Here is a 527-nt window from a genome sequence, read left to right as displayed (position 1 = left end):
CGGGCAGTGTCGTTTCGGTGTCGGTGGTGTTGCCGGCGGAGACCACGAATGCGTTGCTCACCAGTGTGCCGGCGGTGTTTCACGCGGGGGTCAATGACGTGTTGTTGGCGGGGCTGGCGCTGGCCGTTGCCCGGTGGCGTCGGGAGCGTGGTGGTCACGGCGATGAGGTGTTGGTCGATGTGGAGGGGCACGGCCGTCAGGAGGGTCTGGTCGACGGGGCCGACCTGTCGCGGACGGTGGGCTGGTTCACCAGCCTGTTCCCGGTCCGGCTGAACGCGGGGACGTTGAGTTGGGAAGAGGTGTGCGCCGGCAGCCCTGGGGTGGGTGGGGTGGTCAAGCGGGTGAAGGAAGACCTGCGGCAGATCCCGGACAACGGTGTCGGGTATGGGTTGCTGCGGTACCTGAACCCGGACACCGCACAGGTCCTGGCTGACTTCCCCACACCGCAGATCGGGTTCAACTATCTCGGACGGGTGAACGTGGCTGGTGTTGAGGACTGGGCCATGGGCGGCGGTGTCGATGACGAC

At 66.8% G+C, this 527-nt stretch carries 1 protein-coding gene; it reads left to right on the top strand.

Annotation, left to right across the window (positions count from 1 at the left end):
* Positions 1 to 17 precede the first annotated feature (17 nt).
* Positions 18 to 527: condensation domain-containing protein (locus tag Raf01_RS49305; RefSeq protein WP_275413248.1), on the top strand; the 510-nt coding region annotated here is incomplete at its 3' end.

The organism is Rugosimonospora africana (assembly GCF_016862975.1).
In the GTDB taxonomy this organism is placed as follows: domain Bacteria; phylum Actinomycetota; class Actinomycetes; order Mycobacteriales; family Micromonosporaceae; genus Rugosimonospora; species Rugosimonospora africana.
The sequence above is the reverse complement of the archived record's forward strand: the minus strand, read 5'-3'. Positions and strand labels throughout refer to the sequence as shown.